Origin of the sequence: Enterococcus sp. DIV0175 (genome assembly GCF_050529075.1) — a bacterium.
In the GTDB taxonomy this organism is placed as follows: Bacteria; Bacillota; Bacilli; order Lactobacillales; family Enterococcaceae; genus Enterococcus_B; species Enterococcus_B thailandicus.
Window position 1 is genome coordinate 1,267,586 of sequence record NZ_CP172880.1, and the last position, 24,958, is coordinate 1,292,543.

At 37.0% G+C, this 24,958-nt stretch carries 18 protein-coding genes and 1 riboswitch; of the genes, 15 read left to right on the forward strand and 3 right to left on the reverse strand.

Features of this window, described 5'->3' with window-relative positions:
• Positions 1–2 precede the first annotated feature (2 nt).
• The 4 genes from IGJ76_RS06035 (at position 3) to IGJ76_RS06050 (ending at position 2,690) form a co-directional block, all read left to right on the forward strand.
• Positions 3–884 (forward strand): LysR family transcriptional regulator, encoded by an 882-nt coding sequence (locus IGJ76_RS06035; protein ID WP_218658226.1) that lies wholly within the window; start codon positions 3–5, stop codon positions 882–884.
• Positions 885–1,044: 160 nt separating this feature from the next.
• Positions 1,045–1,458 carry a cupin domain-containing protein gene (locus IGJ76_RS06040; protein WP_086270972.1) on the forward strand — a complete coding sequence of 138 codons (414 nt, stop codon included), beginning with the start codon at positions 1,045–1,047 and terminating at the stop codon, positions 1,456–1,458.
• A gap of 15 nt (positions 1,459–1,473) precedes the next feature.
• A complete protein-coding gene (locus IGJ76_RS06045) occupies positions 1,474–1,788 on the forward strand; it encodes a carboxymuconolactone decarboxylase family protein (protein WP_071869340.1) in 315 nt (104 codons plus the stop codon).
• A 44-nt stretch (positions 1,789–1,832) separates the two neighbouring features.
• A complete protein-coding gene (locus IGJ76_RS06050; protein ID WP_218658227.1) occupies positions 1,833–2,690 on the forward strand; it encodes an aldo/keto reductase in 858 nt (285 codons plus the stop codon).
• Between the two features lie 178 nt (positions 2,691–2,868).
• On the opposite strand, the gene IGJ76_RS06055 is transcribed toward IGJ76_RS06050, so the two are convergent.
• On the reverse strand, positions 2,869–3,459 hold the full coding sequence (locus tag IGJ76_RS06055) for a DUF4352 domain-containing protein (protein WP_071869339.1): 591 nt from the start codon (positions 3,457–3,459) through the stop codon (positions 2,869–2,871).
• Positions 3,460–4,658: 1,199 nt separating this feature from the next.
• Positions 4,659–5,210, reverse strand: a complete 552-nt coding sequence (locus IGJ76_RS06060; protein ID WP_067481836.1) for a TetR/AcrR family transcriptional regulator — start codon at positions 5,208–5,210, stop codon at positions 4,659–4,661.
• 166 nt (positions 5,211–5,376) lie between these two features.
• Between IGJ76_RS06060 and IGJ76_RS06065 the strand changes: the two genes are divergently transcribed.
• The 5 genes from IGJ76_RS06065 (at position 5,377) to IGJ76_RS06085 (ending at position 13,470) form a co-directional block, all read left to right on the forward strand.
• A complete protein-coding gene (locus IGJ76_RS06065; protein ID WP_430596826.1) occupies positions 5,377–6,078 on the forward strand; it encodes an ABC transporter ATP-binding protein in 702 nt (233 codons plus the stop codon).
• A gap of 10 nt (positions 6,079–6,088) precedes the next feature.
• Positions 6,089–8,827: an FtsX-like permease family protein gene (locus IGJ76_RS06070; RefSeq protein ID WP_311798155.1), complete on the forward strand. Its 2,739-nt coding sequence runs from the start codon at positions 6,089–6,091 to the stop codon at positions 8,825–8,827.
• A 479-nt stretch (positions 8,828–9,306) separates the two neighbouring features.
• A riboswitch (M-box (ykoK) riboswitch) is annotated at positions 9,307–9,474 on the forward strand.
• Between the two features lie 115 nt (positions 9,475–9,589).
• A complete protein-coding gene (locus IGJ76_RS06075; RefSeq protein WP_071869336.1) occupies positions 9,590–10,738 on the forward strand; it encodes an FtsW/RodA/SpoVE family cell cycle protein in 1,149 nt (382 codons plus the stop codon).
• Complete coding sequence (locus tag IGJ76_RS06080; protein WP_430596827.1) at positions 10,710–11,888, forward strand: FtsW/RodA/SpoVE family cell cycle protein; 1,179 nt, start codon at positions 10,710–10,712, stop codon at positions 11,886–11,888. The genes IGJ76_RS06075 and IGJ76_RS06080 overlap by 29 nt, the downstream gene beginning before the upstream one ends.
• Before the next feature lie 16 nt (positions 11,889–11,904).
• Positions 11,905–13,470 carry a phosphatase PAP2/LCP family protein gene (locus IGJ76_RS06085; protein ID WP_067481846.1) on the forward strand — a complete coding sequence of 522 codons (1,566 nt, stop codon included), beginning with the start codon at positions 11,905–11,907 and terminating at the stop codon, positions 13,468–13,470.
• Positions 13,471–13,620: 150 nt separating this feature from the next.
• On the opposite strand, the gene IGJ76_RS06090 is transcribed toward IGJ76_RS06085, so the two are convergent.
• Positions 13,621–14,370: a MurR/RpiR family transcriptional regulator gene (locus tag IGJ76_RS06090; RefSeq protein ID WP_067481850.1), complete on the reverse strand. Its 750-nt coding sequence runs from the start codon at positions 14,368–14,370 to the stop codon at positions 13,621–13,623.
• Between the two features lie 120 nt (positions 14,371–14,490).
• Here IGJ76_RS06090 and IGJ76_RS06095 point away from each other — a divergent pair, with 120 nt between their 5' ends.
• The 6 genes from IGJ76_RS06095 (at position 14,491) to IGJ76_RS06120 (ending at position 24,863) form a co-directional block, all read left to right on the forward strand.
• On the forward strand, positions 14,491–16,176 hold the full coding sequence (locus IGJ76_RS06095) for a sugar phosphorylase (RefSeq protein WP_430596828.1): 1,686 nt from the start codon (positions 14,491–14,493) through the stop codon (positions 16,174–16,176).
• The gene (locus tag IGJ76_RS06100; protein ID WP_430596829.1) at positions 16,173–17,330 is read left to right on the forward strand and encodes a glycerate kinase family protein; all 1,158 of its coding nucleotides are present in this window, start codon (positions 16,173–16,175) and stop codon (positions 17,328–17,330) included. Before IGJ76_RS06095 ends, IGJ76_RS06100 begins: the two co-directional genes overlap by 4 nt.
• Positions 17,317–19,293: a fructose-specific PTS transporter subunit EIIC gene (locus IGJ76_RS06105; RefSeq protein ID WP_430596830.1), complete on the forward strand. Its 1,977-nt coding sequence runs from the start codon at positions 17,317–17,319 to the stop codon at positions 19,291–19,293. Before IGJ76_RS06100 ends, IGJ76_RS06105 begins: the two co-directional genes overlap by 14 nt.
• Before the next feature lie 15 nt (positions 19,294–19,308).
• Positions 19,309–21,960, forward strand: a complete 2,652-nt coding sequence (locus tag IGJ76_RS06110; RefSeq protein WP_067481858.1) for a glycoside hydrolase family 38 C-terminal domain-containing protein — start codon at positions 19,309–19,311, stop codon at positions 21,958–21,960.
• 19 nt (positions 21,961–21,979) lie between these two features.
• Positions 21,980–23,698: a class I mannose-6-phosphate isomerase gene (locus tag IGJ76_RS06115; RefSeq protein WP_430596831.1), complete on the forward strand. Its 1,719-nt coding sequence runs from the start codon at positions 21,980–21,982 to the stop codon at positions 23,696–23,698.
• Between the two features lie 181 nt (positions 23,699–23,879).
• Positions 23,880–24,863: a LacI family DNA-binding transcriptional regulator gene (locus IGJ76_RS06120; protein WP_270344537.1), complete on the forward strand. Its 984-nt coding sequence runs from the start codon at positions 23,880–23,882 to the stop codon at positions 24,861–24,863.
• Positions 24,864–24,958: the final 95 nt, after the last annotated feature.

Below are 24,958 nucleotides of genomic sequence, written 5' to 3' on the forward strand. Positions count from 1 at the left end.
TCATGGAAATCAGATTACTAAAGTACTTTTGGACCGTAGCACAGGAAGGGAATATTTCTAGAGCGGCTAAATTATTGAACATTACGCAACCTACTTTAAGCAGACAAATTCGTGAATTAGAGGAACAGGTGGGAATGCCGCTGTTTCAACGAGAAAAAAACCAGCTCTATCTTTTGCCGGAAGGTGTTTTTCTAAAAGAACGAGCAGAGGAGATTCTTCAGCTAAACGACAAATTAGAGCAAGCTTTTTCCAATAAGAAAAAGAAAGAATTGACAGGAACAATTGTAATTGGCTGTGTCGAGGCGGATAATTCTGATACGGTGGCGATGATGTTAGAAGAAATGGTCAGCGATTATCCCAATGTCCACTTTACTATTGTAACAGGAACAAGTGATGATATTAGCGATCGTTTGGAAAAAGGTCTGGTCGATTTAGCTGTGCTATTAGAACCAATTGCGCTTAAAAATACAAAAGTTTTAAAATTACCACGAGAAGAAAAATGGGGATTTTTAGTTTCAAAGGAGTTAGTCATCTCAAATAATGAAAAAATAAAACCAGAAGATATCGCTGGGTTACCTATTTTGTGTTCTAATCGGATGGAAATTCAAAAATTATTGAGTACTTGGAGTGGCACCGCTCTAGAAAACTTAAACATAGTTGGAAATTTCAATTTGATTTTTAATATTTTTTCACTGGTAGAAAATAAAGTAGCTGCCGCTCTCACAATTGAAGGGGCTGTTTCCAAAAGACGGCTAGAAAATTCAGTATTTATCCCTATGGAACCAGAAGTGAAGACCAACTGTGTGTTAGTGTGGAAAGAACGGATTCAAACACCGGTTATTCAAGAATTTATTTCTCGTTTCAAACATGCTTTTGGGGCATAGAGGTATATGCAATAAGCATTAGACGCAAATAAAAACGAGTTGTACGATGAATTTATCAATCGTACAACTCGTTTTTATTTGGAAGTAGGAATTTGGCAGTTTGAAACCCAAGAATCATTGGCTCATAAAATTGTTGAATGTTTGAATGGAGGAAACAAACATGGTGAAACATGAAGAAGTGAAAAATGGTGTAATCTTTCCAATTGGCGAAAAAAATGATGCTTATGCACAATATTTTATTGGACAAAGTTACTTACAAGGATTAATTTCTGATCCAAAAATTAGCGTAGGTGTAGCCAATGTGACTTTTGAACCGGGCTGTCGGAATCATTGGCATATTCACCATGATGGATTCCAATTATTACTCGTAACTGGAGGAGAAGGTTGGTATCAAGAAGAAGGAAAACCTGCAAAACTTTTAAAAGCTGGTGATGTGATCACGACACATGACGGTGTTAAACATTGGCACGGAGCAACGAAAGATAGCTGGTTTGAGCATCTTGCAATTACTGCCGGCACTCCAGAATGGTTAGAACCAGTGGACAATCAATGGTATGAAAATTTAACTAAATAAAGGAGGAATACTCTGATGAAAAAGCAGACAGCAGGAAGAGAACAACTAGGTGAGTTTGCACCACAATTTGCAGCATTAAATGATGATGTACTTTTTGGAGAAGTGTGGGCAAAAGAAAACGAATTATCTGCCCATGATCGCAGCATGATTACTTGCTCCGCGCTTTTAGCATTGGGCGCTCCTCAGCTAGAAGCTCATCTCAAAATTGCCAAAGAAAATGGTGTCACAAAAGAAGAAATCACAGCGTTGATTACGCATCTGGCTTTCTATGCTGGTTGGCCTAAAGCGTGGAGCGCCTTTTCAATGGCAAAAGAAATATTTGGCAGTTAAATTTAAAATAATCGTCAAACTAGAAATTTAAAGGAGAAAAAATAATGATTTTACAAGAAAATTATCTGTTAAATAATGGGATGAAGATACCTAAAGTTGGATTTGGTACGTGGATGATTGATGATAAAGTCGTAACCCAAGTAGTAGGAGATGCCTTGGCATTAGGGTATCGCCATATTGATACGGCTCAGGCTTACGGAAACGAGCGTGGAGTTGGAGAAGCAATTCGGGATTCTGGAATTGATCGTTCAGCTATTTTTTTAACAAGTAAAGTAGCTGCTGAGCATAAAACGTACAATACAGCAGCAAAATCAATCAATGAATCTTTAGCAAAACTAGAATTAGAAACAATTGATCTCATGATTATTCATGCCCCTCAACCATGGGATGAATTTCGAGAAGCAAATTATGATGAAGAAAATATTGAAGTCTGGCATGCGTTAGAAGAGGCGGTGAGAGAAGGAAAAATTCGCTCCATTGGATTGTCCAATTTCAACCAGCATGATATCGAAAATATCTTAAAACATGCAACAATAAAACCAGTAGTCAACCAGATTTTAGCACATATCTCAAATACCCCATTTGGCCTCATTGATTTTTGTAAGAAAAACGATATTTTGATTGAAGCTTATTCTCCTGTAGGGCACGGTGAATTAATGAAAAATGTGGAACTAAAAGAGTTAGCTGAAAAGTATCAAGTTTCGGTTCCTCAACTTGCGATTCGTTATTGTTTGGAACTTGGTCTGTTACCTTTGCCAAAATCTGCCAATAAAGAACATATTAAAATGAATGGAGAACTTGATTTTAAGTTGTCAAGTAAAGATCTGGAAAAGTTAAAATCAGTCAAAATGATGGATGACTATGGTGAATCAAGTAATTTTCCGGTTTATAGTAAAAAATAGAGTGTTCATTTTTTGTTGCAATCATATTTTGATGTCTCTAAATTATTGGTTGATACGTTGTTTTCAAATCAGTTTATTTTTTCTAATGAAGTAAGGTTACTTTCAATAGATATCGAAATTGAATGTATGTTCTTTCTAGATAAAAAAAGAAAAGCCCTGAGGCTTTTCTTTTTTTTCATTAAACGGCCGCTTTAAATTTAGCCGCTTTCTCAAATGAAACTAGTGGGCTAAAATGAACCTCAATTTCTCCGTTCTGATTTAAACCAAAGTGAGCAGTACAGTCCATTGATTTTCCAGGAGCAACAGAACCCATAGTGTTATCATTTGGATATGTCGAAGCTTTTTTATTGTCAGGACCGTAAACTTCAACATCCATGCCAACAGGTAAGTCTTCATCACCGTTATTTGTCATTGTATAAGTAATCTTAACTACTTGAGCTGGCTGTGTTTCATCAAATTGATTTCGTTCATCTGTAAGTTCAACTGTATTTAAAGTATATTCAGCATCGCCAACTTTAACGGTATCACCAACGTTGTAGAAATTTTCTGTTTCTTCTTTTGAAGCAGATGTTGAAGAAGAAGTTTTCTCGACTTTTTCTCCACCGTTCTTGCTGGCAGCTTTTTTATCATTTCCACCGCCTAATGCACCACCAACGATAAATACAACAATCACTACTAGAATCCAAAACCAAACTCTTTTATAGAATGGCTTTTTCTCTTTCATAACGTATGTTTTACCATCTTCACCTGTAACTTTGTTCTTTGCCATTTTTTCTCCTCCAAAAATATATTACTCCCGTTTATAGGCAGGCAGCGATAGTCGCCTTTATAATTAAAGAAGTACATACAATTTAACTTTCCCCACAAAGTTTTGAATATAATTCTTAACTACCAAAATTAAATTGAAAAGCTATATACTGATTTTAAAAGACAATTGTAGAGAAAAAATGTAACTTTCCTTATCACTATCATTTTTTAACTCCCAGAATAGGGCAGTCGAGTCGGAACATCTTTAGTATGTTGTTTTTACTCAGGTAAAAGAGTTTATGCCATATACGATACTAACCTTTGAATCATGCAATTGTTCAAGTTCAACTAGACTTTTTAGCTGCCCGTTCAAGTGCCTAGTTTATATCTAGCAAGTAATCAGTAGTAACTTCAAAAATATCGGCAAGTTTTTGAAGTTTTTCTGTAGTGACTTTTCTTGGAACGCTTTCAATCTTATTTCTAACAAATTCTTTCCTGATTCAGTTTGAGTTCAACTCATTTACTTAAGTCAGATTATGTTATTGATTAAATCATGATTATCCCTAAGTAAAAAGCCTACCAAGGTTGTTTTTTCCACAATTATTATACCATCAACATAAAAGGAAAAATATAAAAATATGATTTTTATACGGATATATCGATTTTTTTTTTTGAGTTTAATAGATGAAATTGTTGAAAAAGAAAAGTGACAGTCGTACGATATAGTGTTTGGCTTAATATTTTAAGAAAAATCCAATGATGTTATTTTCTTAAAATATAAATCAAAAATTATCATTTTATAGATTCTAACGGTTATAGGTTCAAACATTTCCTTGAAGTGTTTGATTAAGAAAAGTATCGGCGAAGGTTTCATATAGATTGTGAAGATTTGAAACAATTTCTTGAACATTTGAGTGATTGATCATTACCTTCGAATAAAAATAAAATTTGGCTATGGTTAATATTAAGTGCCATGAACCGTAGTAACCTAAAAATACTGACAAAGTTGTCCGATTAGTTGATAGGATAACTATTGGATGGTGTTTCAAGTTTCACTAAAGAGCTTCTTGTTTTGGCTCCTCAACTGAGTGTTCAAGAGGTCATAGTTGGTTTGAATATTCTCTCATCTTATATACAGGTAAAATAACATTAATCTAAAAAATTCTTTTTGATCTGATAAGCATTTGCTAATGACTTATTAGTAGATCAAAAAGAATTTTTTTATTCTTCCGAAGGTAAAACTTGGGCCAAAACTCGGCTCAGATCATCGGCACTGGTTCCATCATCGTTAATCAACCATTCCTCGACTGTTCCCAGAACACCTCTGACAAAATAAGTGAAATAGTATTCAAGCAATCGTGGATCGTCTTCATGGTATCTAGTGGCAAAACTCTCAATGGCTACCTCGTGGACCTCTTGAAAAATAGCTTTGATTAGATGACTATTCTGATAATTACGGGTCAAAATAGAAGAAAGTGGTTGTGCTTCTTTTAAGATAGTGATTAGTCGACTTAGCCATGACGCCAACTCTTCATCACTGTCAATTTTAATTAAGGGAAGGATTTTTTCGATAAGTTGTGCTTCGATTTGGTGGAAAAGATCTATCGTATCTGTGTAATAATTGTAGAAAGTCCCGCGATTCACATCTGCTCTTTTACAAATATCGGTAACAGTAATTTTTTGGAGTTCTTTTTCGGACAACAATTCCAAAAAAGCTTCTTTGATTATCTTTTTTGTATAAATAGTCCGACGATTATTTTTGATTCCAGCCATGAGCATACATCCTTTCATTTTTCATTTATTGAACAATTCAATATTTTTTGTCTACTCAATGACAACTCCAAGATCTTTGCATATTGTCATGAGTTCTTGAAACGATTATACTAACAACAAAGTATATAATCAACAGGGTGTTGAAAACATGACGAGGTGAATAAACATGAGCTATATTGAAGTGAAAAATGAGTCTAAACGATATCAAATGGGAGATACAACCATTACAGCTAATAAAGACATCAGTTTCTCAGTTGAAGAAGGTGAATTAGCTGTGATTTTAGGTCCTAGTGGTGCTGGTAAATCAACGGTATTAAATATCCTAGGTGGAATGGACACTCCTGATGAAGGTCAGATTATCGTTGATGGGATGGATATCGCCAATTTTAATAACCGACAATTGACAGAGTTTCGGCGAACGGATGTAGGATTCGTCTTTCAGTTTTACAATCTAGTTCCCAACTTGACTGCAAAAGAAAATGTAGAGTTAGCTACTGCTGTATCACCAGACGCCTTAGATGTGGAAGAAACGTTACGCCAAGTTGGCCTTGGTGAACGAATGAAAAATTTTCCAGCTCAGCTTTCCGGTGGGGAACAGCAACGGGTAGCAATTGCCCGTGCGTTGGCAAAAAATCCTAAAATTTTACTCTGCGATGAACCGACAGGAGCGCTTGATTATGAAACGGGAAAACAGGTGTTGACGTTGTTACAAAATGTAGCTAAAAAACAAGGTCGGACGGTACTTTTAATTACTCATAACTCGGCAATCGCACCTATAGCAGATCGAATTATTCGGATCAATGATGCTAAAGTCCGCTCCGTGGAAATTAATAAAAATCCATTGCCTGTGGCTGAGATTGAGTGGTGAGGTTATAAAAATGAAAAATCTCTATATTCGTAGTATCTTTCGAGATATTCGTCAAAGTCTAGGACGTTTTATCGCGATCATTTTGATTATTTTCATGGGTGTCTTATTATTTGTAGGAATCAAGTCTATTGGACCGAATCTTGAAAAAACTGTCCAAGAATTTGTTACTAGCCATAACGTTTCGGATTTGCAAATTCAAGGAACAGCTGGTCTGACAAATGAGGATTTGGCTATTGCCGAAAAAGTTGCGGGCGCCAAGGGAGAACTAGGCTATAGTTTTCCTTATGTGGAAGAACAGCAAGATCGTAATTTACAGATTTATTCTTATGCTAAGGATAAAAAGCAAAATAAACTGACGCTACTGCAGGGAAGTTATCCCAAAAATAATCAGCAGTTGTTGATGGATGAGAGCTTAAAAGAACAATACCCCCTGAACAGTAAGATCACGATCAAAGATAACCAATTAAAAGATGAGACTTTTACAGTCACAGGTTATGTGGCTTCTCCCATATATGTGGATAAAAAAGAACGCGGCGTTACGACTGTGGGAGATGGGATGATCGATGGTTACGTCTATTTACCTGAAACAGCTTTTGCTAGTGAAACCTATTCTATTTTGTATTTGCGTTTCTCCGATTTGAAAGAGACAGACATGATGTCCGATGTTTATAAGAAACAGATGATCGATAACGAGGAAAAATTACAAAAACTTTTTGATGAACGCAAAGAGCCACGAAAAACTGAGTTACAAGATATGGCTAATGAAGAGATTGTCAAAGGAGAGCAAGAGTTACAAGAAAATCAACAAAAACTGAGTGATGGGCAAAATGAACTGAACACAGCGAAAGAACAATTGAGCAGTCAACAACAACAGTTGGAACAACAAAAAGCACAACTTGAGATACTTTACGGTCAAACTGTCGCTGATAACCAGTTAGCCTCAGCACAAAGCCAACTGGAACAGGCAGCCACAACACTTGCTGAAAAACAGGATGAGCTTACGGAAAACCAACAAAAATTAACAGAAGCGCAAGCGAAGATTGACGAATCGAAAAAAGATGTCGCAGCCATTAAAACACCCAACTACATTCTGACTCAAAGAAGTTCAAATCCTGGTTTTACAGAATTTACTAGTCTATCTGACCGAATTGATGCGATTGGAAATGTTTTTCCAGTTTTTTTCTTTTTGATTGGCATCTTGATTACATTTACTACTATTACACGTATGGTTGAAGAAGACCGAAAAGAGATTGGTACTTTGAAAGCGTTAGGCTATCGAAATAGTGAAATCTCACAGAAATACTTATTGTACGCCTTAATGACAGGGACTATCGGAACGGTTTTTGGAGTTATTGTGGGAACGAAAGGACTGCCACCTGTTGTTTTCACTATGCTGAAGAAAAATTATGTTTTTGAAAACTACCCGACTGATTTTTGGCCTTGGCCGATTTTAGTGGCAATACTTGCGGCTCTTTTTGCAACCGTTGCTGCCACTATTTATATCTTGATCAAAGATTTGCGGGAAAAACCTATGGCACTTTTGATGCCTAAAGCACCAAAGCCCGGAAAAAGAATTCTTTTAGAATACATTACACCTTTATGGAGCCGATTGAGTTTTAACCAAAAAGTGACGTACAGAAATCTTTTCCGCTATAAAGCTCGAGCAATTTTGACGATTCTTGGGATCGCAGGCTGTATGGGCTTAATGGTTGCTGGATTTGGTTTACAAGATTCTATTGGTGGTGTTGTGGATGTTCAGTTCAAGCAACTGAGTCACTTTCAAGGAATCGTTACTTTGGAAGACGAAGCAAATGTCCAAAAGGCGAATAAAGTGCTGACTGCTGATGACAAAGTCAAAGAAAGTATGAGTGTTTTTGCTGATCAAGTGAAATTTAAAAAAGAAGGGGCCAGTGATCTAAGTGCATCGTTGTACGCGTTTAAGAATACGGATCGTGCCAAGGATTATTTCACCTTGAAAAAAGCGAATAAAAAAGAAGCTGTAAAGATTACCGATGATGGCGCAGTTGTCACGGAAGGTATTGCGAAAGCTTACGATGCTAAAATAGGCAGTAATTTGACGATTCAAGATAACGAAGGAAAAAAAATGAAGATAAAGGTTAGTGGAATCGTAGAAAATTACCTTGGTAATACAATCTTTATGGATCAAAATTACTATCAAAAAGTAACTAATAAAGATTTCACTGAAAATACTGTACTCTTCAAAAGTCATGAGATGTCTTCTCAAGAGGAAGAAAAATTAGCAAATCAATTGCAAGACACTAATCAAGTGACAACAACGACTTTTATGAGTACGCAAGCAAGCAAACAAGCTTTTGCTAGTGAGAATTTACGACCAGTTGTCTTGATTTTTATCGTTTTGTCAGGCACGTTAGCTTTTGTTGTTTTGTTTAATCTGACGAACATCAATGTGTCGGAGAGGGAACGAGAGTTGGCAACAATCAAAGTTTTAGGTTTCTTTGACGGAGAAGTTACGATGTATATCATTCGAGAGAACGTTATCTTTACTCTGGTAGGCATTTTATTAGGATGCGGTGTTGGTAAGGTCTTGACCTGGTTCATTATTACGATGGCTAGTGCCGATAATATGGCTTTTCCACTTTTGATTCCGGGAATGGGTTATTTCGTTTCGGGCGCATTGACGGTCATCTTTTCTGCTATCGTGATGTTTATCACCCATAAAAAGTTAAAAGAAATTGATATGATTAGTGCTTTGAAATCGAATGAATAAAAGTAAAAAGTTTTGTAAGTAGCTATTAAGTCACTTACAAAACTTTTTTTGTAACGTAAAGTTGCGTTTAAAAAAGCAAAAATGTGTGAGTGCTGGATTGGTTATGAATGAAGGACATCAGATAAATTAATTTGATACAAAATAAATCTTTTAGGTTTTAAACAGAAGTTCATCTGCTACTTGGAAGAACTTAATCAAGTTGATAACATAAATGCAAAAAAGAATTGCCAGTTTAATTATAGGCTGCTGGACTGACAACAGTAGAAAGATACACTTTGACAGAATCAGAAGTAGCACACCTGCCTGTTCTTTTAAAGTCATTCACTACAAATTCGTCTGTTTATGGTCTCATTTTTGATCAAATATAAATTTTTTCTAAATGATTTCATAAGCAACTCTAAAGAAAATTCGTTTTTTTACGATTTATTTTGATATTCCTTGAAAAAAAAAGTAAGCTTTTTATGAAATTAAATAAATATAAGTAAACTTGTTAGGTGAGGCTCCTAAACAAACACAGGCTATTGCGCAGAAACGTCGAAAGACGCCAATGTGTAAAATAGGAATTGTCGGATTAAGGCTTTTCATAAAATAGCTAAGAGAAATTCTTTACGTTGTTTAGTGCTAAAACTCAGACGATGAGATTAATTGTGTGGGACACCAGATTTGTTAGTTTTTTTAGCTAACGTTTGGTGTCCTTTTTTTGAGGCTATTTACTGTTTCTCTCCCGTCTTAACCAAGTGCTTAAAAAGGAGAGAGAACATTGTGAGAAAAAGAAAAACGATCGACTGGCTATTATTATTGCCCTATTTGGGAGTGAGTGTAGTCGGGCTCTTACTTGTGTTCAGTGCAAGTTCGTACAGACTGACAGCTGAGGGGCAAAATGCATTATCGCTATTTTATAAACAAGCTATTTTTATGGGGATGAGCTGGTTTGTGATTGCGGGAATCTATCGGCTAAAAAAGAAAATTTTATTAAAAGGATTCCTTGCCAAAAGTCTGCTAGGCTTGGGAATCGTTAGTTTGATTTTGGTTTATGTCATTGGCGTAAATATCAACGGAGCACAGCGATGGGTTTCATTAGCTGGTATTCAATTTCAGCCTTCTGAAATAACGAATGTAGCATTGATTCTTTATCTGGCGTATTTTTTTCGGATTGAACGGACGAAGAAGGAAATGTGGGTACCTTATGTTTTAGTTTTATTTAGTGGACTATTGATTTTATTTCAACCAAAAGTGACAGGAGCAATCATTCTTTGGGGAATCGCACTAGTAATCATTACAACAGCACAATTGCCTTATCAAGTTTCAATTGGCCTTTTTCTAGCAACAATTGCAGGAGTTGCAGTGGTAGGTGGAATGATCCTTTTTCTAGGTAATCATGATCTTTTACCAAATTTGTTCATGCATACCTATGACCGTATTCAGTTAGTGAGAGATCCATTTTTAGATCCGTATGGAAAAGGATTTCAGATGAGTAACTCCTATTATGCGTTATATAATGGTGGCTTCTTTGGTCGAGGGTTAGGAAATAGTATTACAAAAAAAGGTTATCTACCAGTGGCAGAAACAGATTTTATTTATTCGATTTTAGTAGAAGAACTGGGAATGATCGTCGGACTAATTGTTTTAGGACTTCTTTTTTTAATCATTCTTCGATTGTTTATGTTAGCAGCAAAAGAAACCAGTCAACAAATTAGTCTGATTTATTTTGGCGTTGGCACTTTGTTGCTCTTACAAACGAGTATCAATATTGCAAGTATCTTAGGGCTGATTCCGATGACTGGAATTCCACTACCGTTTATCAGTTACGGAGGAACAAGTTATTTGTTCTTATCGATTGCTTTAGGAATCTGCCTAAAATTTTCCTCGGAGGTAAGTGTAAATGATCAAGCGTTTGAGCAACGAGTTTAACTATTCTCTGTTTTTGCCGATTTTCATTTTTTATTTGATGAGTATAGGAGTGCAAGCGATAGCTGCTGATTTGGATGGGGTTGATGTCAGGCGTGTTATTCTAAAGCAAACGATTTTTTGTCTTGTCTCGTTTATCCTGCTAGTTGTCACCAGCAGGATTCCTGTATCAACCTTACTAAGATATGCACCGATTTTGTATGTGTTATCACTTGGATTAATGGCTCTCTTATACTGGTTTTATGATCCAGCAATGTATGCTTTAACAAACACAAAACGGTGGTTGCGAATTGGCTCGTTTTCTTTTCAGCCTTCTGAGTTGATGAAACTAAGTTTTATTCTTTTTATGGTACGGCTGACAGTTAGTTATGAAATGGAATCGTCTCAAAAAAATTTAACTAGAGACTTGAAAAGTGATTTGCGTTATTTAGTCAAGATTGCTATGTACAGTTTGCCAACCTTTTTGTTGATGTTTATGCAGCGAGATTTTGGAACGAGTTTAGTCTTTATTGCAATCCTAGGTGCGTTGTTTATTATTGCTGGCGTGCATTGGAAAATTTTGACGATTATTACAGGTATCGGTGCAACATTAGGTAGTACATTGTTAGTTCTGGTGTTCAGCGAATGGGGAAACAAGTTACTTTATTCCTTACATTTTAAGACCTATCAATTAGACCGTGTTCGTGCTTGGATTGATCCATTTCAATATAGTGACACGATTGCATATCAGCAAGTTCAAAGTCTTTATGCGATTGGTAGCGGTGGATTATTTGGACGTGGGATTAGCGGAATCTCTGTGTATGTGCCAGTTCGAGAATCAGATATGATCTTCACTGTAGTTGGTGAGGGCTTTGGTTTTATGGGCGCGGCATTCGTCGTTTTTCTGTATTTCTATTTGTTTTATCAAATACTTTCTGCGGCTTTGAGAACCAATAATAAAGCGAACCTTTACCTTGCAGTGGCGTTTGTTTTTGGATTGATGTTTCAAATTTTTGAAAACATCGGCGCAGCAATTGGTATTTTACCACTAACTGGGATTCCATTACCCTTTTTAAGCCAAGGCGGCACTTCGTTGATTGTGCTGGGAATTGGGCTGGGCGTCACGATGGGATTCAAGAAAAAAGAGCTTGTTATGAACAAAATAAAAGAATAAAAAGTGAGGATACTTTATGCGAAAGAAATTGTTTTTAAATAGCACTGTTGCATGGATTTTACTAATCATTGTTACAACAGGGGTTATGATGAATGCATCATGGCTTAATCATGTGGATCAAATCTTCATCCAATATCGATTACCAGACAATACTTATGTAACTGTTTTTGTAGGCATGTTAGCGAAAGTGGCAACAATTGTTCCAATGGTACTCATTTTTGGTGTAATAGCAATTTTCTTACTAAAAACGAATCGCAAATCATTAGCAATCTGGTGTTTTGGAAATCTTATATTGGTTAGTGGTATTGGTTATGTCTTAAAACAGTTGATCCAAAGGGCACGCCCAGATCAATTACAATATCTTGCACGTTCTTCTTATAGTTTTCCGAGTGGCCACTCTGCGTTGATCATGACATTTATTTGTTCCATGATTGTGGTTTATGCTTTCAGTAGTCAAAAGATTCCTCTATCAATCAAGCTGGGTTTCTGTTTCTTATTCGTTATGATTGCTGGTGGTCGCATTTATTTGGGTGTCCATTATTTCAGTGATGTTTTTACTGGATTGTTGCTTGGATACGGTACTACTTTTGGAACAGCCGGACTTTTTTATCCATACTTGCGACAAGAAACATTAACTATTCAACAAACTAAAAAAGGTCATTTTTCAACGTGGCAAAAAATTTTACTAAGTCTTGTTACTGTTCTAGTTATCATTGTTTCTGGTTTGAGTGTCTTTGCTTTGCGCTTTTATCACAGTAGTCAAAAGATGGCAGACTCAATGTATTCGCCCGTTGAACGAAAAGGAAATACAAAGGCACCAGAAGCTTCAGAACCAATGAGTATTTTGCTGTTGGGAATTGCGAATGATTCGAAAAGAAAAACCGACTACAGGGCAAATACAATTATGGTGGCAACCTTGAATAATCAGACAAAGAAGACAACTTTAGTCAGTATTCCACGAGATTCGTTTGTGGAAATCGTTGGAGCAGATTACGAGGATAAAATCAATCATGCACATTCAATTGGCGGACCAGAAATGATTATGAATACGGTTGAAAAGTTTTTAGACATTCCAATTCATCACTATGTGTCGGTCAATATGGACGGGTTGCAGACACTGGTAGACGCAGTGGGTGGAGTCACTGTGGATAATGATTTTGCTTTTTCGGCTGAAGGAATTGATTTTCCAAAAGGAAAGCAACATTTGGATGGCTGGGAAGCCTTACAATATTCGCGAATGCGTTATGAAGATCCTACAGGTGATTATGGGCGTCAAGGTAGACAACGAGAAGTAATGGAATTGTTGATCGACAAAATGTTATCAACGAAAAGCGTTTTTAGTTATCAGAAAATTATGGACGGTATTGGAGAGAATGGGAAGACGGATCTGACCTTCGATCAAATGCAAAAAATCTTAACAGGTTATTATTCTTGCTTAACAACTATTGAAAGTGAACAAGTCCAAGGTGAGGGCTTTACGGGAGATGGAATCACTGGAAATGATGGAATATCTTATCAAAGAATACCAGAAGAAGAAGTCCAAAGAGTAAAAGATTTATTGCATAAACAATTGAACATGTAAGGAAGAAATTTTAGCGGAGGTCAGTGAATAAAAAGTAATTTCTTAAATTCCCCACGAAAAAGCTAGGTAACGCCTATCTTTTTCGTGGGAATTTTATTCAGTAGATAACTTTATTGATTAATGAAAGGAATCTAGACTAACTCTCAATAATTAAAAATAAAGCCCCAAATAAGTTTCAATCAATAAATCAGCTTGAAGCATTAGTGCAGAGCGAGAAGTAATGTCATAGTTTTCATAAATATTTGTTGGCATGGAAGAGCTTAGCGTAACATCAGTTAACTTAGCTAGCGTACTATTACCATTATTCGTAATAGAAAAAAGATCAACTCGTTCAACGTAGTTCATCTTTTTTACGGCTTGAATAATTGTTTTTGTTTCACCGCTCATCGATAAAAAGAGAACAATATCATCCTTTTTGGTAAACGTTGGCATCAACTCAATCAGATGTGATTCATAGGTATAAAGTGTGGACTTATTTAGCTGTAAAAATCGCTTGGCGACGTACTCTGCAATCGGCTTTGTTATGCCAACGCCGGCAACATAGAGTGTGGAAGCGCCATGGATTTTTTGCGCAATGTACGTTAATTTGTCTAAATCGGTACCGGTTATCACCGCATCTAGATAAGAGCGGTATCGTTCAGCCAGATCCTTTTGCGGAACAATTTGTGTGTCGCTGACAATTCTTTCTACTAAGTATTTAAAATTGGAAAAGCCATCTAGCCCAAGTTTTTTGGTCATTCGAATAATCGTGGTATTTGATGTGTTTAATTTCTCAGCAATTTCAGATAAAGTAAGTTTTTTTACTAGATTAGGATGTTCGTCCAAATAATAAAAAACATATTTCTCAGTTTCAGATAGATTTCCAATATCAGTTACAAAATAATTTTCAATAGCACCCATCTTGTATCTCCCCCTTGGCGTATAATTATACGCTTTCTGAACTTTTTTTAATACGGTTTAGTGATATAACTGTGTTTGTAATAAATGAAAGGGCTTTTAATTATTTGTTGAGGTGGATTTATGATAACAGAAAAAATAGCAACACATCTAGAAAAAATATACACAAGTAAGCAAGATCTCGATCAAGCGAATCAACTTTTTACTGATTTATTAGAAAAATACGCTACGAAAAAATTTACTGAAAATCCAGCAATCGATCAATCAAATGCATACCTAATCACTTATGGTGATAGTTTTCAACATGGTAATGAAAAAGGACTAAAAGTGTTAAGGGAGGTAGTCCAGACATATCTGGATGGCAGTATCACAGATGTTCATTTGCTACCTATGTTTCCATTTACCTCAGATGATGGTTTTTCTGTGACGGATTATTTAACAATCAATCCAGCGCTGGGTGATTGGGATGACATCAAAAAGTTAGCGCAGAAGAAACGTTTGATGTATGACTTTGTTGCTAACCATATGTCAGCTAAGAGTGAATGGTTCAAAAAGTTTTTAAACAATGACATAGGTTTTGAACAAAGTTTTGTTGAGTATCAAGAAGAGTTTGATACCACAAATGTTACTAGACCAAGAACTTCTCCGTTGTTCCATGAGTATTCAACTGATAAAGGAGAAAAGAAGAAGGTTTGGACCACATTTAGTGATGATCAAGTGGATGTCAATCCAAAAGATCCAATCATGTTAGCACGTTTGTCCGAAGTCTTACTTGAATATACGTTTCGTGGTGCGTCGTCCATTCGTTTAGATGCCATTGGTTTCTTATGGAAAGATTCGGGAACGACTTGTATGCATTTACCCAAAACACATGAAATCGTAAAAATGTGGCGAACACTCTTGAATCACTTTTCACCAAATACACAAATTATTACTGAAACAAATGTCCCTCACAAAGAGAACATTTCGTATCTAGGTGATGGTCATAATGAAGCGAATCAAGTGTATCAGTTTCCATTGCCGCCGTTAGTTCTGTTTTCGTTTATTCAAGAGAATACACAAAAGTTAGCTGAGTGGGCGAGCACAATCCATGCTCTTTCAGATGAAGCAACGTTCTTTAATTTTTTGGCTTCACATGATGGGATTGGGATGCGACCAGTGGAAGGAATCCTAGATGATACCGAGCGAGAAACAATTGTTGAACGAGTGTTGAACAATCAAGGGAAAGTTTCGTATAAGAGTAATCCTGATGGGTCACAAACAGTTTATGAATTGAATATCAATTATGGCGATGCGTTACGTTCGTCAGAAGATACAGATCAACTCGCAGCCAAAAAGTTGATTGCCGCACACAATATTTTGCTTTCCTTTGTAGGCGTCCCCGCAATTTATTATCATTCTATCTTTGGTTCGCGTGGGGATTTACAAGGTGTTGAGGAATCAGGTATTAATCGGCGAATCAATCGACAAAAAATTGAGACAAAACAATTAGCTACGAAATTAGACATAGATTCTTATCGCAAAACAGTTTATGAAGGAATCACGAGACTGCTGAAAGAGCGTCAGAATTATGAAGCATTTTCTCCGTATGGGGAACAGGAAGTACTACATTTAGATGAGCAAGTGTTTGCACTCAAACGAACGGCTAAAGATGGCTCTGAAATTATTTCTTTGACCAATGTAACTGGTACTGAAAAAATAGTCGAAGGCTTAAATGGAATCAATGTTCTAACTCAGACAGAAGTGGACAACAATTTTAGATTAGCACCATACGGCATTGCTTGGATCAAAGTTGGTGAACAACAATGAAGGTTCTCATAGCTATTGATATCTTCAAAGGAAGTGCTAGCTCAATTGAACTGAATCGTGCTGTTGCTGAAAAATTGAATCAACTTGATTTTGTGGAAAGTACAACAGAAATTACGATTGCAGATGGTGGCGAAGGTACATTAGCAAGTGTTCAGCATTCTTTAAACGGGAAAATTTTAGAAATACCAACGATTGATCTAATGGGAAAACCAATCAATGCCAAAGTGCTTAGTTTTAGAGCAGAGGGAAAACGGCAGGCACTAATTGAGTCTGCTGATACGATGGGTTTGGACTTGATTAAACCAAGTGCTGAAACAGTCAAAGCAGCTTCGTCAAAAGGGCTCGGGTTACTGATTAAAGAAATAGAGCAACGTGGTTTTCAAAAAGTGATTATCACATTGGGCGGATCGGGCGTTACTGATGGTGGCTTGGGATTGCTGAAAGAATTTGGTGCGACATTTCTTGACAGGCAACAAAACGATTTAGAAGAGGGAAACTTATTACTGGATGCCAGCGAAATTGAAATTTCAACAATCAGATTCCCCAACATACCAATTATTGTGGCAAATGATGTAACCAATCCTTATTTTGGTAATCAAGGGGCATTTCAAGTGTTTTCTCAACAAAAGGGCGCAACAGCCGAACAGATACGGCAATTAGATGCAAATGCAGAAAAATTGAGTCAAACGATTCTCAAAGAATTAAACATTGATTTAGCAACTTTGCAAGGTGCAGGAGCTGCCGGCGGCTTGGGAGGAGCACTGGCTATTCTTGGAGCAAAAATGGACGCAGGATTTAAATTGGTTACGGAGTTGATTGACTTTAAAGACAGGCTGAAAACAGCAGATGTGGTGGTGACCGGAGAGGGAAGTATCGATCAACAGAGTTTGTTTGGTAAAGTACCTTTTGCTATCGCAGAACTAGCTAAGAAGTATCAGAAACCAGTGATTGCTATTTGTGGCAAAAAAAGTATAACTAATAATGAATCTTCGTCATTTTCTGGCATTTTTTCGATTCAAACAAAGCCAATTTCTTTAACGGATGCGATGGAGAAAGCAACAACCTTGAAAAATGCTGCTGAATTGGTATCTGAAATTTTTATTACTGCTTTTCAACTATCAAAAAATGGAGGAATAGGACATGGATTTAAGTAGTATTACAAATGAATCATTGATTTTTATTCATCAAAGTTGGCAAACGCAAGCGGAAGTCTTCGATCACTTGATTGATGCTTTTGTTCGTAATGACATCGTTACTGATAAGGAAGCTTTTTTAGCAGCTGTCCGTGAAAGAGAGGCTATTTCTGAAACTGGAATGGAGAATGGTTTTGCTATTCCACATGGTAAATCAACAACTGTTTCAAAAGCAGCCGTAGCCATTGCTACTTTGGACAAAGCGATGCCGGCAGGAGCTTGGCCGTCAATTGACCCATCAAATCAAGTTGAGCTGATTTTCTTGCTAGCCATTCCAGACGCTGAAAAAGGACAAACTCACTTGAAAATTTTATCTGAGCTAAGCGTGAAATTAATGGATCCTGTCTTAGTAGACCAACTAAAAAAAGCAAGGACAAAAACAGAAATACTGCAATTATTATCGAATCAAAACAGCGAAATGGAGGAAGTAGTCCCAATGACAGCGAAAAACATCTTAGCTGTAACTGCGTGTGCGACCGGCATTGCCCATACTTATATGGCAGCTGAAGCATTACAAAAAGCGGCTAAAGAAAAAGGAATCACGATCCATGTAGAGAAACAAGGTGCTAATGGCATCGAAGACGGAATTACATCAGAGATGATTCAAGCTGCAGATGGCATAATTTTCGCAACGGATATTGCACCAAAAGGTAAGGAACGTTTTAAGGGGCTTCCCTATATTCAAACAAAAGTTGCAGAACCATTGAAACATGGACCTGCGATGATTGATCGATTGATTACGACACCCGACGGTAGAGTCAAAGCAGCCGACGATCTGTCTAGTAGTGATGCTAGTTATGGACCAAAAAAAGCTTCCGTAATGAGTACATTGATGCAAGCAGTTATGACTGGTATTTCATACATGATTCCAATCTTAGTTGCGGCAGGTGTAATGATTGGGATTTCGCAAATTGGTGCTAGTTTCTTCGGATTGAGTAAAGAAATCGGTAACGCCGAAATGGCTACAAATGCAAATCAACTCATTGTCTTGCTTCATTATATTGGGCTTACGGGAAACATGACGATGCGTTTTATGTATCCAATTTTCACAGCATTTATGGCGTATTCAATTGCTGATCGCCCAGCACTAGCTTCTGGTTTTATTGGTGGTGCATTTGCCGCAGGGTTACATCAAACTTTATGGGGTGTAGAAGGTGGCATTCCTTCTGGCTTCTTTGGCGCATTGATCTTAGGAGCAGTTTCCGGCTATGTTTGCAAATTCTTGAATGAACATGTGAAATTACACAAGAATTTACAAGCGATGAAACCAATGTTGATTATTCCTGGTCTATCCATTTTGGCAGTCTTCTTTGTCAATTATCTCTTGGTCGACCCAGTATTTGGTGGATTGAATGGTTGGCTACAGCAGATGGTTATGCAATATCAAGATTCTGGTAAAGTAGTGCTTTCAACAATCATTGCTTGCTTAACAGCGTTTGACTTAGGCGGGCCAGTGAATAAAGCAGCCGGTGCAGTTGCAATCGGAATGGCAGCTGATCAAATTTTCCCATTGACACCAAGAGTATTAGCGATCGTAATTCCACCAATCGGTATTGGTTTAGCAACTATTTTAGATAAATATATCGTTGGTCGTCGTGTATTTGATGATAATTTACGCGTAACAGGCCGAACATCATTGGTTCTTGGTTTTCTAGCAATTGGTGAAGGCGCAATTCCGTTTGCTTTGCAAAATCCATTGATCACGATTCCTATCAATATGATTGGCGCATCGATTGGGGCAGTTTTAGCTGTTGTTTTAGGAGCAGTTCAGTGGTATCCACTTCCTGCAGTTTGGGGTTGGCCACTGGTTGAGAACTTTTGGGCATATGCTGTCGGTTTGATTGCCGGCGTTTTATTCATCGCCTTAGGAAATATCTTTATTCGATTTTATTTGATTAAGAAAAAAGAAGCGAAAAAAGCTTAAAAGTAGGGGAAACTAATGACAAAAACAGTATTCGTAGTGGCACATTCACATTGGGATCATGAGTGGTATTTCACACAAGAAGATTCCGATATTATTTTAGTAGAAAATCTTGATTATTTAATTGACACATTAGAAAATGATCCGGCATTCACTTGTTACTCTTTTGATGGGCAATTTTCTATTGTTGAAAAATATTTGAAAATTCGTCCAGAAAATAAAGAGCGTTTGTTAGCTCTTGTCGAAAAGAAGCGCCTTTTCATTGGGCCTTGGTACACTCAGGCAGATGCATTGCTTGGGATGACTGAGTCCGTTATTCGTAATTTATTGTATGGAGTGAAATATGCAGAAAGCTTTGGCCATTCCATGAATATCGGTTATGCACCAGATATTTTTGGGCAACATGCTTATTTACCATCAATTTACTCTCGTTTTGGCATGGATTATTCCATTTTTCAACGAGGTGTTTATAACGAACAGGTTGCAAAGAACTTGAACTTTTTGTGGGAAGCTCCTAACAAAGAGACAATTAAAACAAATAATATTTTTTATGGTTACGGTCCGGGAAAATTTTTAACAACAGAAGAGAACTATGTCAATCAACGTTTATTACCTATTCTGGATGAGCTAGCAAGGAAAAATCAGGATACCAATGCTATTTTGCTGCCGGCTGGTGGTGACCAAGTCATTATCAATCAAGCGTTTCCTGAGACAGTGAAACAATTAAATGAATTAGATTCAGCATATGAATTCCTACTTAGTGATTATGAAACCTTTATGGCAGCTGCTTGGGATGAAAATAATTTCCCTGACACGATTTCTGGGGAATTGCTCGCTTGTCAAAAATCACGTATTCATAATACATGTCGTTCCGAGCGTTATGATATTAAACGTTTGAATTTTGAAGTTGAGGAACTGCTGATCCATGAACTAGAACCATTATGTTTGATTGGTCAACAGCACGGAATCAAGTTCCCGCAAAATTGGTTGGATCAAATTTGGAAAAAAATCTTTGATAGTCAAGCCCACAACGGCATTGGTGCATCAAATTCGGATGATGCGAACCATGATATCGTTGTTCGCTTAACCAGTGCTTTACGTCAAGTAAAAGACTTGATCAATTTAGTCAAGCGTCAACTGGTAGGAGCTATCAGTAGCCAATTAGGAACAGAAGATGTCGTAACGTTATTTAACACAGATATCAAAACACAAACTTTTACACGTGAATTAGTCCTGTTTAGTTCAAAACCGTCTTTTGGTATCAGAACGGTGACGGGTGAAGCAATTGAATATGTAGTCAAAGAACAAATCAGTCTCGATGGAGGTAAAAGAATCATTGTGACGTCAAAAGGGGAGAAAGAAGAAGAGGTCCCTCCGTATTATCGCTCAACTATTTTGTTGAAAGACGTTTCAGTTCCTGCGATGGGATACACTACTCTCCTAATGGAGGACCAATCAGGAGTAACAATCGGTACAACGGAAAAATCAGCTACAACTTCCATTGAAAACGAGTCGTTCAAATTTAATTTTGCTGACCGCCTAGTGATTGAAAATTTACAAACGGGAGAAAGAATAGAAGACCCATTCCATTTTGATGATACTGCGGATGCAGGAGATTCTTTTGATTACTCACCGTTAAAAAGTGGTGATGAAGCAATCATCATTAGTGACTATGAGAGAGGTACTGTAACTAAGAATGACTTGTGTCAATCTGTGGAGTTAACGCATACAGTGAAATTGCCAGCAAAATTAACTGGTGAAAAACGGTCAACTGAAAAAGTAGAGTTTGTTATCCAAACGAAAGTCTCGCTTTACACAGGTGAAAACTTTATCCGAATCACTCACCAAATGAATAATCAAGTATTAGATCATCGTGTCCGTGTTAACTGGAAAACAGGTGTTACAGATTTAGCAAAACACCATGCAGATCAAGGGTATTCAGCGTTAGAACGTTTGAGTACTAATCCATATCAAGAAAATTGGCGTGAATTAGGATTTGTTGAAAAGCCAATGCCAATCTATCCATTAGAAAGTTTTGTTGCGTTATCTGATGAAAAGGCACATTTTACTTTCCACACAGGAATGATAAAAGAATATCAAGTGGAACCTGAAAAAGAACGATTGTCAGTAACTTTATTCCGTAGCAATGGGTTGTTAGGTCGAGATGATCTTGCATGGCGTCCAGGACGTGCTTCTGGAATTAATAATATGGTGGTTGAAACACCAGATGGACAGATGCTGACGGAAATGTCATTTGACTATTTCGTAAGTTTTGGGGAAGGACGCTTTGATCCAACTGAAGCCTATGAAATTTCGAAAAAATTATTTACAACGCAAGATTTTTATCAAGTACAAAGCTTGAATTCTTATTTGAATCGGGTAGATCGTTTTAATATTCCACCGCTAACTAACGTTGTTCCTAGCGAAGATTCATTGCTGAAATTAGAAAATAAACAGTTGTTTATGAGTACTGCTAAAAAAGAGTGGGCAGGGGATGGGATGATTATTCGCTTGTTCAATCCAAATGAGACAGACGAAGCCATCAAATTAATGAACTTGGATCGATTTGACTCAGTTAAGGTTGTCGATTTAGCAGAAAATGTGTTGAATGATTTCGTTCAAGGACAAACTTTAGGAGCAAAAGATTTTCTAACACTTTGTCTAAAATAAGTAAGGGAGTTAAGGAATCATGACCTACGATTTAAGACCAACAATCAAGGTACAAGAACATGCTGCAGCAGCGGTCGGAATCACTGAGATTGTTGCAAGTTTAAAAGAACAGATAACTAAAAAAAACGCACAGATCATTTGTTTCGAGACATACCCGGGAATAGATCAGCAACTTTTAAATCAACTGGTGGCTGAACTTGTACCAGAGAAGGTGATTCACAGTGAAATATGTACTCGACCAAGAAAAGAAATCAATTGTGAGTTGGCAAAAGAGTTGACAGAAGATCGTGTCTTCGGCTTGATGACCCATGCAGAAATGAACGATTATTTTGATTGTTCCGCAATTACTGAAGTACAACAGGAAATCAAAGCAACAAATGGATTAGTTATTGTATGGGGTGTAGGGGCTGCTTTGGTAGCTTCTTCACCTGACATAACTGTTTATTTCGACATCACGCGTTGGGAAATCCAAAAACGATTCAGAAAAGGGTTGAACAACTGGTTGGCGGAGCCTGAAACAGATGCGCTCAAGAAATTTAAACGAGGCTATTTTTTTGAATGGCGAATTGCGGACAAACTAAAAAGTCAGTTGCGTTCACAAACGGATTTTTATATTGATGGTACAAAAAATGAAAAGTGGACAATGATTGATCGTGCGACGTACGAAACAATTCAAAAAAAAGCTGTACAGCGACCATTTCGCTTAGTGCCCTACTTTGATCAAAGTCCATGGGGTGGGCAATGGATGAAAGAAAAATTTGAGCTTCCAGATGAAATCCCAAATTATGGCTGGGCATTTGATGGAGTGCCAGAAGAAAACAGTTTAATTTTTGAATTAGAAAATGCGCAATATGAAATGCCGGCAATCAATCTCGTACGAAATTACCCAAGCCAACTGTTGGGTGAACGCGTATATGCTTTATTTGGCACAGAATTTCCAATCCGCTTTGACTACCTTGATACAATGGGCGGCGGAAATTTAAGCCTGCAGGTTCATCCTAAGGTGGAATACATTCAAGAAAAGTTTGGGATGGTTTATACGCAAAACGAAAGCTATTATATTTTAGATGCGAAGGAAGATGCTTCAATCTATCTTGGGCTAAAAAATAATACTGACATAGACGAGCTGTTTAACGAACTAGAAAAGGCCAGTAAAGATAGCAACTATAGATTTGATGATACCAAGTATATTAATCATTTTCCTGTTCAAAAACACGACCATTTTTCGATTCCTGCAGGAACAATTCATTGTGGTGGCACAAACGCGGTTGTACTTGAAATCAGTGCTACTCCATATATCTTCACGTTTAAACTTTGGGATTGGGGTCGTTTGGGGTTAGACGGTAAACCTCGACCAATTCATTTAGAACATGGACGAAAAAATGTCGATCGTCGATTTGATGAGGATTATGTTCGAGCGAATCTTTTTTCACCAAATGAGATTCTTTCAAGCAACGAGCAAGCTCTTGTCGAAAAAACTGGGCTATGCGACTTAGAATTTATTGAGACTCGACGACATACGTTTACAGGTGAAATAAAGCTAGAAGCACATGATTCGGTAAATATGCTTTGTTTGGTTGAAGGGGAGTCCATTGAGTTATTCAGTGATGATGGTGAATTCGTTCCAATCACTATTCATTACGGTGAAACCTTTATTATTCCAGATAATTGCCAGAACGTATCCTTTAAGAATAACGGGAAAAATCCTTCAGTAGTAATTCAAGCTTTTATCAAATAAGAGAAGAGCCTATTGCAAATGCGGTAGGCTCTTTTATTATGTACTCTGGACAAAAAAATAGTATAGGATGGAAACTATTTAGGTTTGGCATAAAATTTTTTAGGCAAACAAATGACAATCTAAGTGATTTGATCAATCATTCTTATGGTATCATAAAGAAAAACAGGAATAAGGAGAAATAATGGTTACTATCAAACAGATTGCTAAAGAATCCGGAGTCTCGAAGAGCACGGTTTCTCGTTATTTAAATAACGGATATGTTAGTGAAGCAACAGCAAAAAAAATCGAAAAAATCATCAGTAAATATAATTATTCACCTAATGAATTTGCCCGTAATCTAAAGATTCAAAAAAGTAATTTTATCGGAGTGATTTCCCCGCGATTAACTTCGCCATCAATCATGGCAATTTTGAATGGGATTGATGAGGTTGCACGGAAAAATGGATTTCAAATGCTGATTTCTAATACTGAATTGGCAATCAAACGCGAGATTGAGAGTATCTACAGTCTAGTGCAAAACAAAGTAGCTGGTATTATTTTATTGGCAACCGAAATTACGGAAGAACACATCAAAGTAGCGAATTCAATCGACGTGCCAATCTTATTTGTCGGGCAATCTAATGAAGCGGTCTATTCCGTAGACCATGACAATTATCAAGCAGGTGTGAATCTTGCTCAAGCTTTGTTGGAATATGGTCACAAAGAAGTATTATATGTCGGTGTACCAGAAAATGATTTGTCAGTCGGAATCAATCGAAAACAAGGGGTTGTGACAACTTTTCTTGAAAATGGAATCACACCTCAGATCGTTCCTTCAACTTTTTATCCAGAAGATAATTATCAGTTAGGATTAGAATTGCTACCTCAAAAGAATGCCAGTTTGATTATCTGTGCGACAGATAGTATGGCGATGGGGGTAATCAAAGCTGCAAACCAATTGAATATCGCTATTGGTGTCGAACTTTCGGTTGCTGGATTTGGCGGCTACTCCTTTGGTGAGTACCTCTATCCACCGTTAACGACAGTTGACTTTCACCATCAACTTGTCGGTGAGAAAGCAGCGTGTTTAATGATTGAGCTTTTACAAGGAAATGAGATTGCGCGACAAACAATTGTTGATACGACAATGATTATCAGAAATAGTGTATGTGCTGTTAAAAAGTAGTTGACAGCGCATACATCTACGTGTTACGCTGTTTTTGTTATTAGGGGAACGGTTCCATAAAGGGTTGAGTTTTTATTTATTATTTTTTTAAGCAA

What these genes read in the sequence shown, in the direction of transcription:
- IGJ76_RS06035 (WP_218658226.1), top strand. Translation starts at nt 3, where the DNA reads ATGGAAATCAGATTACTAAAGTACTTTTGGACCGTAGCACAGGAAGGG.
- IGJ76_RS06100 (WP_430596829.1), top strand. Translation starts at nt 16,173, where the DNA reads ATGAAGGTTCTCATAGCTATTGATATCTTCAAAGGAAGTGCTAGCTCA.
- IGJ76_RS06090 (WP_067481850.1), bottom strand. Translation starts at nt 14,370, where the DNA reads ATGGGTGCTATTGAAAATTATTTTGTAACTGATATTGGAAATCTATCT.
- IGJ76_RS06080 (WP_430596827.1), top strand. Translation starts at nt 10,710, where the DNA reads ATGATCAAGCGTTTGAGCAACGAGTTTAACTATTCTCTGTTTTTGCCG.
- IGJ76_RS06040 (WP_086270972.1), top strand. Translation starts at nt 1,045, where the DNA reads ATGGTGAAACATGAAGAAGTGAAAAATGGTGTAATCTTTCCAATTGGC.
- IGJ76_RS06055 (WP_071869339.1), bottom strand. Translation starts at nt 3,459, where the DNA reads ATGGCAAAGAACAAAGTTACAGGTGAAGATGGTAAAACATACGTTATG.
- IGJ76_RS06085 (WP_067481846.1), top strand. Translation starts at nt 11,905, where the DNA reads ATGCGAAAGAAATTGTTTTTAAATAGCACTGTTGCATGGATTTTACTA.
- IGJ76_RS06120 (WP_270344537.1), top strand. Translation starts at nt 23,880, where the DNA reads ATGGTTACTATCAAACAGATTGCTAAAGAATCCGGAGTCTCGAAGAGC.
- IGJ76_RS06050 (WP_218658227.1), top strand. Translation starts at nt 1,833, where the DNA reads ATGATTTTACAAGAAAATTATCTGTTAAATAATGGGATGAAGATACCT.
- IGJ76_RS06065 (WP_430596826.1), top strand. Translation starts at nt 5,377, where the DNA reads ATGAGCTATATTGAAGTGAAAAATGAGTCTAAACGATATCAAATGGGA.
- IGJ76_RS06045 (WP_071869340.1), top strand. Translation starts at nt 1,474, where the DNA reads ATGAAAAAGCAGACAGCAGGAAGAGAACAACTAGGTGAGTTTGCACCA.
- IGJ76_RS06070 (WP_311798155.1), top strand. Translation starts at nt 6,089, where the DNA reads ATGAAAAATCTCTATATTCGTAGTATCTTTCGAGATATTCGTCAAAGT.
- IGJ76_RS06105 (WP_430596830.1), top strand. Translation starts at nt 17,317, where the DNA reads ATGGATTTAAGTAGTATTACAAATGAATCATTGATTTTTATTCATCAA.
- IGJ76_RS06060 (WP_067481836.1), bottom strand. Translation starts at nt 5,210, where the DNA reads ATGGCTGGAATCAAAAATAATCGTCGGACTATTTATACAAAAAAGATA.
- IGJ76_RS06110 (WP_067481858.1), top strand. Translation starts at nt 19,309, where the DNA reads ATGACAAAAACAGTATTCGTAGTGGCACATTCACATTGGGATCATGAG.
- IGJ76_RS06095 (WP_430596828.1), top strand. Translation starts at nt 14,491, where the DNA reads ATGATAACAGAAAAAATAGCAACACATCTAGAAAAAATATACACAAGT.
- IGJ76_RS06115 (WP_430596831.1), top strand. Translation starts at nt 21,980, where the DNA reads ATGACCTACGATTTAAGACCAACAATCAAGGTACAAGAACATGCTGCA.